This window comes from Kitasatospora sp. NPDC006697 (genome assembly GCF_042869935.1).
Taxonomy (GTDB): Bacteria; Actinomycetota; Actinomycetes; order Streptomycetales; family Streptomycetaceae; genus Kitasatospora.
In genome coordinates, this window is record NZ_JBIAGU010000013.1 from 247964 (window position 1) to 255311 (window position 7348).

Below are 7348 nucleotides of genomic sequence, written 5' to 3' on the forward strand. Positions count from 1 at the left end.
GCTGACGGCCGGTCAGTCCTTCGGTCGCCGGCCGATCCTCGACCCCAGCCAGACCAGCGGGTCGTACTTGCGGTCGGCGACCCGCTCCTTGAGCGGGATCAGCGCGTTGTCGGTGATCCTGATGTGCTCGGGGCAGACCTCGGTGCAGCACTTGGTGATGTTGCAGTAGCCGAGGCCGTGCTCCTCCTGGGCGGCCCGCTTGCGGTCCGGCGCGGCGTCCAGCGGGTGCATGTCCAGCTCGGCCAGCCGCATCAGGAACCGCGGGCCGGCGAAGGCGGGCTTGTTCTCGTCGTGGTCGCGCAGCGCGTGGCAGGTGTCCTGGCAGAGGAAGCACTCGATGCACTTGCGGAACTCCTGCGAGCGCTCCACGTCCTGCTGGGCCATCCGGTACTCGCCCGGGGCCAGCCCGGGCGGCGGCACGAAGGACGGCACCTCGCGCGCCTTGGCGTAGTTGAAGCCCACGTCGGTGACCAGGTCGCGGATCGAGGGGAAGGCCCGCAGCGGGGTGAGCACCACCGGGCCGTCCGGCGGCAGCGCCGACATCCGGGTCATGCAGAGCAGCCGCGGCCGCCCGTTCACCTCCGCGCTGCAGGAGCCGCACTTGCCGGCCTTGCAGTTCCAGCGCACCGCGAGGTCGGGCGCCTGGGTGGCCTGCAGCCGGTGCACCAGGTCGAGCACCACCTCGCCCTCGTTGACCTCCACCCGGTAGCTGGCGAAGCCGCCCTCGCCCGCCTCTCCGCGCCAGATCCGGAACTCACGCGTGCTCATCGGCCAGCTCCTCCGGGGTGAAGTACTTCGCCAGTTCGGTCCGCTCGAAGAGCGCCAGCAGCTCGGGCCGCAGGGCCGGCAGCGGCTGTCGGACCACCTCCACGTCCTCCCCGACCAGGCCGCAGACCAGGTTGGAACGCCGCCAGTCGCGGTCCATGGCCGGCCAGTCCTCCCGGGTGTGCCCGCCGCGGCTCTCCCGCCGCAGCAGCGCGGCCCGGGCCACGCACTCCGAGACCAGCAGCATGTTGCGCAGGTCCAGGGCCAGGTGCCAGCCGGGGTTGAACTGCCGGTGGCCCTCCACCCCGACCCGTTCGGCCCGCTCGCGCAGCGCGCCCAGCCGCTCCAGCGCCTGCTTCATCTCGCCGGACCGCCGGATGATGCCGACCAGGTCGTTCATGGTCTGCTGCAGCTCCTGGTGGAGCGCGTACGGGTGCTCGGTGTTCCGGCCCCCGTCGGCGCCGCCGAACGGGGCCAGCGCCTCGGCCCGGGCGGCGGTCAGCTGCTCCTCGGCGACGGCGGGCCGCTCGACCAGCCCGGCCGCGTAGGCGGCGGCGTGCAGCCCGGCCCGGCGGCCGAAGACCAGCAGGTCGGAGAGCGAGTTGCCGCCCAGCCGGTTGGCCCCGTGCATCCCGCCGGCCACCTCGCCGGCCGCGTAGAGCCCCGGCACGGCCGGGCTGGCCGCGGTGTCCGGGTCCACCTCCACCCCGCCCATCACGTAGTGGCAGGTCGGGCCGACCTCCATCGGCTCCCTGGTGATGTCCACGTCGGCGAGCTCGCGGAACTGGTGGTGCATCGAGGGCAGCCGGCGGACGATCTCCTCGGCGGGCAGCCGGCTGGAGACGTCCAGGTAGACCCCGCCGTGCGGGGTGCCGCGGCCGGCCTTGACCTCGGCGTTGATCGCCCGGGCCACCTCGTCCCGGGGCAGCAGCTCGGGCGGGCGGCGGTTCCCGGCCGGGTCCCGGTACCAGCCGTCGGCCTCCGCCTCGGTCTCGGCGTACTGCGGGCGGAAGACGTCCGGCACGTAGTCGAACATGAACCGCCTGCCCTCGCTGTTGCGCAGCACCCCGCCGTCGCCGCGGACCGATTCGGTGACCAGGATCCCCTTCACCGAGGGCGGCCAGACCATGCCGGTCGGGTGGAACTGGACGAACTCCATGTTCAGCAGCCGGGCCCCGGCGAGCAGCGCCAGCGCGTGGCCGTCGCCGGTGTACTCCCAGGAGTTGGAGGTCACCTTGAAGCTCTTGCCGATGCCGCCGGTGGCCAGTACCACGGCGGGCGCCGCGAGGGAGAAGAACTCGCCGCTCTCCCGGACGTACCCGAACACCCCGGAAACCCGGCCACCCTCCTTCAATATGCGGGTCACCGTGTATTCCTGGAATATTCGTAAGCCGGATTCGTAGTCGCCGGTCTCCCGGTGGTCGGCCTGCTGCAGCGAGACGACTTTCTGCTGCAGGGTCCTGATCAGTTCCAGTCCGGTCCGGTCACCCACGTGCGCCAGCCGCGGGTACTCGTGGCCGCCGAAGTTGCGCTGCGAGATCCGCCCGTCGGCCGTGCGGTCGAAGAGCGCGCCCCAGGTCTCCAGCTCCCAGACCCGGTCCGGCGCCTCCTTGGCGTGCAGCTCGGCCATCCGCGGGTGGTTGAGGAACTTGCCGCCGCGCAGGGTGTCGCGGAAGTGCACCTGCCAGTTGTCCGAGCCGTTGGCGTTGCCCATCGAGGCCGCGATGCCGCCCTCCGCCATCACGGTGTGCGCCTTGCCGAAGAGCGACTTGCAGATCACCGCGACCCGGGCGCCGCGCTCCCGGGCCTCGATCGCGGCCCGCAGCCCGGCGCCGCCGGCGCCCACCACCACGACGTCGTACTCGTCCATCCGCACCGCCCCTTCTCAGAACAGCCGCGGGTCGGCGAAGGCGCCCGACGCGACCAGGTAGACGTAGAGGTCGGCCAGCCCGACCGAGGCCAGCGAGCACCAGGCGAGCAGCATGTGCCGCTCGTTCAGCCGGCCGACGAACTGCCAGGCGCGGTAGCGCACCGGGTGCTTGGAGAAGTGCTTGAGCCGCCCGCCGACGATGTGCCGGCAGGAGTGGCAGGAGAGCGTGTAGGCCCAGATCAGCAGCACGTTGGCGAGCAGCACCAGGGTGCCCAGGCCCACGTGGCCCCAGCGCCCGTCGGCGTCCCGGAAGCCCAGCACCGCGTCGTAGCTGAGGATGCCCGCCACCGGGATCGCCAGGTAGAAGAAGTACCGGTGCAGGTTCTGCAGCACCAGCGGGAACCGGGTCTCGCCGGTGTAGCGGGTGTGCGGCTCGGCCACCGCGCAGGCCGGCGGCGAGGCCCAGAACGCGCGGTAGTAGGCCTTGCGGTAGTAGTAGCAGGTGAGCCGGAACCCGAGCGGGAAGACCAGCACCAGCAGCGCGGGGGAGAGCCGCCACCAGTCGCCGACCACCGCCCAGTCGGCACCGCCCTTCATCGGCACGCAGTCCGCGGCCAGGCAGGGCGAGTAGAACGGCGAGACGTAGGGGGCGGCGTAGTAGTGCGCCCCCTCGAAGGCCCGCCAGGTCGAGTAGCCGATGAAGAGGAGCAGGCCGACCGCGGTGGTGAGCTGCGGGATCCACCAGCGGTCGGTGCGCAGGGTTCGTTCTCGGATCACGGCGCGCTTGGTCGCTATGGCCATTCTGCGAGTGTGACCTTGATCACAGGTCAGCGGAAGAGGGCGGGCGCCGCCGGTTCGGCCAACGGGGTGTCGGTTTGTCGTGCCGTCAGCTCTTCCGCTGATCCGTGGAGTTGAGTGGACGTCATGAAGCGACTGCTCGCCGCCGCGCTGCTGCTCTGCGCGCTGACCGGCTGCTCCGACGGCGGCCCGGCCCCCGCGGCGGACCGGCAGCAGGCCGCCGCCGACCTGACCCCGGCGGACCGGGCGGCGGTGCGCCAGGGCGGCACGCTGCGCTGGGCCGTCGACGAGGTGCCGGCCGACCTGGACGTCTACGCGGCCACCGCCCCGCCCGACACCGCGCTGATCGCGCACGCCCTGCTGCCCAGCCTCTACCGGCTGGACGACCGGGGACGACCGGTGGCCGACCCGGACTACCTGGCCGGCGCCAAGGCGGCCGACCGGACCGTGGTCTACCGGCTCAACCCCAAGGCGGTCTGGAGCGACGGCACCCCGCTGGCGGCCGCCGACTTCACCGCCCAGTGGACGGCGCTGCGCGGCAGCCACCCGGGCTACGGGGCGATCGAGTCGATCGCCCCGGGCGCCGACCCGCACCAGGTGAAGGTGGTCTTCCGGCAGCCCTACCAGGACTGGCAGGGCCTGTTCAGCCCGCTCTACCCGGCCCGGGGGCTGCCGCGCTCGGCGGGCCCCTTCGCCCTGGAGTCGCTGGACGCCAAGGCCGGCCGGGCGGTGCTGGCGCGCAACCCCCGGTGGTGGGGCGACGCACCGAAGGTCGACGAGATCGACTTCCTGGCCACTCCCGACCGGCTGGCCGCGCTGGACCGGAACCAGGTGGACGTGGCCGCCCTGGAGGGCACCCTGGACCACCCGCCGGCCGCCAAGTCCGCCGACGCCGTGCAGAGCGCGGCCCAGCTGCTGCGCCGGGCCGAGAGCCTGCCCGGCATCACCCTGCACCGGGCCGCCGCCCCGGCCTTCACCCAGCTCACCCTGAACGGCGCCCGCGGCCCGCTGGCCGAGCCCGCGGTGCGCCGGGCGGTGGCCGCCGCGGTGGACCGCCGCAAGCTGGCCGCCGCCGCGCTCGCCCCGCTCGGCCTGCCCGCCGCACCGCTCGGCAACCACCTGCTGATGGCCGGTCAGCCGGGCTACCGGGACGACAGCCCGGCCCTCGGCGCCACCGCCAAGCAGCTGAAGCTGGACCTCTCGCTGATCTACCCGGACGGTTCGGCCGCGGCCCGGCGCACCGCCGACGCGCTGGTCGCCCAGCTGGCCGGGCAGGGCGTCACCGTGCACCCGCAGGCGCTGCCCGCGGCCGGCTTCGTGGCCGACCACCTGGCGGCCGGCGACTGGGACCTGGCGCTCTTCTCCTGGCCGGCCACCGCCTTCCCCGCGGTGGACGAGCGCCCGCTCTACGCCAAGCCGCGGCCCGGAGCGGACGGCCGCCCGGTGTCCGGCCTCAACTACGGCGGCACCGGCACCGACGAGATCGACGCCCTGTTCGACCGGGCCGCCGCCGAGCCGGACCAGTCCCGGCGGACCGCGCTGCTGCTCCAGGCCGACCAGCGGATCTGGGAGGAGGGCCACTCGGTACCGCTCTACCAGCGCCCCGAACTGGTCGCCGTGCGCACCGGAGTGGCCGGCGCCGGGGCCTACGGCTTCGGCTGGCCGCGCTACCAGGACCTCGGTTTCCTGAGCTGAGCCGCCCGACCGGCCCGCTCCGCTGAGCAGCCGGACCCCGTGGCCACGTACCATAGGACAAGCCGTGGCATGTGCCGCCCGGCAGGTGGACCGGTCAGGGAATGCACCGGGGCGCCACAACCCACGATTCCGGGAGAGTTCGCTCCGCATGCCCACGCGCAATGACATCCGCAACGTCGCCATCGTCGCCCACGTCGACCACGGCAAGACGACCCTGGTCGACGCGATGCTCAAGCAGGCCGGGGCCTTCGCGGCTCACCAGCAGCTCGACGACCGCATGATGGACTCCAACGACCTCGAGCGCGAGAAGGGCATCACCATTCTCGCGAAGAACACCGCGGTCAAGTACCACCCCAAGGGCGGCGGCGACCCGATCACCATCAACATCATCGACACCCCGGGCCACGCCGACTTCGGCGGCGAGGTCGAGCGCGGCCTGTCCATGGTGGACGCGGTGGTGCTGCTGGTGGACGCCTCCGAGGGCCCGCTGCCGCAGACCCGGTTCGTGCTCCGCAAGGCGCTCACCGCCAAGCTCCCGGTCATCCTCTGCATCAACAAGACGGACCGCCCGGACGCCCGGATCGACGAGGTCATCAACGAGACCTACGACCTCTTCCTGGACCTGGACGCCGACGAGGACCAGATCGAGTTCCCGATCGTCTACGCCTGCGCCCGTGACGGCGTCGCCTCGCTGACCAAGCCGGAGAACGGCACCGTGCCCGGCGACAGCGAGAACCTGGAGCCGTTCTTCTCCACCATCCTGGAGCACGTGCCGGCCCCGGTCTTCGAGCAGGACGCCCCGCTGCAGGCGCACGTCACCAACCTGGACGCCGACAACTTCCTCGGCCGCATCGCGCTGCTCCGGGTCGAGCAGGGCTACCTCAAGAAGGGCCAGACGGTCGCCTGGATCAAGCGCGACGGCTCGATCCAGAGCGTCCGGATCTCCGAGCTGCTGATGACCGAGGCGCTCACCCGCAAGCCCGCCGAGCAGGCCGGTCCGGGCGACATCTGCGCCGTCGCCGGCATCGGCGAGATCATGATCGGCGAGACCCTGGCCGACCCGGAGAACCCGGTCGCGCTGCCGCTGATCACGGTGGACGAGCCCGCCATCTCGATGACCATCGGTACCAACACCTCGCCGCTGGTCGGCAAGGGCGGCTCCGGCAAGGGCGCGGACGCCAAGACCGGCGCCAAGGTCGACCGCAAGGTGACGGCCCGCCAGGTGAAGGACCGGCTGGACCGCGAGCTGATCGGCAACGTCTCGCTCCGCGTCCTGGACACCGAGCGCCCGGACGCCTGGGAGGTGCAGGGCCGCGGTGAGCTGGCGCTGGCCATCCTGATCGAGACCATGCGCCGCGAGGGCTTCGAGCTGACCGTCGGCAAGCCGCAGGTGGTCACCCGCGAGGTCAACGGCAAGACCCACGAGCCGGTCGAGCGGCTGACCGTGGACGTGCCCGAGGAGCACATGGGCGCCGTCACCCAGCTGATGGGCATCCGCAAGGGCCGGATGGACAACATGTCCAACCACGGCTCGGGCTGGGTCCGGATGGAGTTCGTGGTGCCCTCCCGCGGCCTGATCGGGTTCCGCACCGAGTTCCTCACCAACACCCGCGGCACCGGCATCGCGCACTCGATCCACGAGGGCTACGAGCCGTGGTTCGGCACCCTGACCACCCGTAACAACGGCTCGCTGGTGGCCGACCGGGCCGGTGTGGTGACCGCCTTCGCGATGACCAACCTGCAGGAGCGCGGCGTGCTCTTCTGCGACCCGGGCACCGAGGTCTACGAGGGCATGATCGTCGGCGAGAACTCCCGCTCGGACGACATGGACGTCAACATCACGAAGGAGAAGAAGCTCACCAACATGCGCTCCTCCAACGCCGATGTCGCGGAGTCCATCGTGCCGCCGCGCAAGCTCTCGCTGGAGCAGTCGCTGGAGTTCTGCCGCGAGGACGAGTGCATCGAGGTCACCCCGGAGACGGTGCGCATCCGCAAGGTGGTGCTGGACCAGAAGGACCGCGGCCGCACCGCGTCCCGGGCCAAGAAGGCCTGACCGCAGGCCCGCTGACCAGGCCGTGGGGGGGGGGGGCCCCCCCGGGGGCCGGGGGGGGGGGGGGGGGGGGTTGGGGGGTGGGGGGGGGGGGGGGGGGGGGGGGGGGGGGGGTGGGTGGGGGGGGGGGGGGGGGGGGGGGGGGGGGGGGGGGGGGGGGGGGGGGGGGG

Annotated in this window: 5 protein-coding genes; 2 read left to right on the top strand and 3 right to left on the bottom strand. The window is 72.6% G+C overall.

What is annotated here, in order from left to right:
- Window positions 1–12: 12 nt before the first annotated feature.
- The 3 genes from ACFYNO_RS20655 to ACFYNO_RS20665 are packed head-to-tail and all read right to left on the bottom strand — an operon-like array spanning window position 13 to window position 3436.
- On the bottom strand, window positions 13–768 hold the full coding sequence (locus tag ACFYNO_RS20655) for a succinate dehydrogenase/fumarate reductase iron-sulfur subunit (RefSeq protein WP_388014018.1): 756 nt from the start codon (window positions 766–768) through the stop codon (window positions 13–15).
- Window positions 755–2635 carry a fumarate reductase/succinate dehydrogenase flavoprotein subunit gene (locus tag ACFYNO_RS20660; RefSeq protein ID WP_388014021.1) on the bottom strand — a complete coding sequence of 627 codons (1881 nt, stop codon included), beginning with the start codon at window positions 2633–2635 and terminating at the stop codon, window positions 755–757. Before ACFYNO_RS20660 ends, ACFYNO_RS20655 begins: the two co-directional genes overlap by 14 nt.
- 15 nt (window positions 2636–2650) lie before the next feature.
- On the bottom strand, window positions 2651–3436 hold the full coding sequence (locus tag ACFYNO_RS20665; RefSeq protein WP_388014024.1) for a hypothetical protein: 786 nt from the start codon (window positions 3434–3436) through the stop codon (window positions 2651–2653).
- 123 nt (window positions 3437–3559) lie between these two features.
- Between ACFYNO_RS20665 and ACFYNO_RS20670 the strand changes: the two genes are divergently transcribed.
- Together ACFYNO_RS20670 and typA are read left to right on the top strand one after the other, a co-directional pair.
- Window positions 3560–5128, top strand: a complete 1569-nt coding sequence (locus tag ACFYNO_RS20670) for an ABC transporter family substrate-binding protein (RefSeq protein ID WP_388014027.1) — start codon at window positions 3560–3562, stop codon at window positions 5126–5128.
- A 148-nt stretch (window positions 5129–5276) separates the two neighbouring features.
- Entirely contained in the window at window positions 5277–7181 is a 1905-nt protein-coding gene (typA, locus tag ACFYNO_RS20675) for a translational GTPase TypA (protein ID WP_388014030.1), read from the top strand.
- The last annotated feature ends 167 nt before the right edge of the window (window positions 7182–7348 follow it).

What these genes read in the sequence shown, in the direction of transcription:
- ACFYNO_RS20655 (WP_388014018.1), bottom strand. Translation starts at nt 768, where the DNA reads ATGAGCACGCGTGAGTTCCGGATCTGGCGCGGAGAGGCGGGCGAGGGC.
- ACFYNO_RS20660 (WP_388014021.1), bottom strand. Translation starts at nt 2,635, where the DNA reads ATGGACGAGTACGACGTCGTGGTGGTGGGCGCCGGCGGCGCCGGGCTG.
- ACFYNO_RS20665 (WP_388014024.1), bottom strand. Translation starts at nt 3,436, where the DNA reads ATGGCCATAGCGACCAAGCGCGCCGTGATCCGAGAACGAACCCTGCGC.
- ACFYNO_RS20670 (WP_388014027.1), top strand. Translation starts at nt 3,560, where the DNA reads ATGAAGCGACTGCTCGCCGCCGCGCTGCTGCTCTGCGCGCTGACCGGC.
- typA (WP_388014030.1), top strand. Translation starts at nt 5,277, where the DNA reads ATGCCCACGCGCAATGACATCCGCAACGTCGCCATCGTCGCCCACGTC.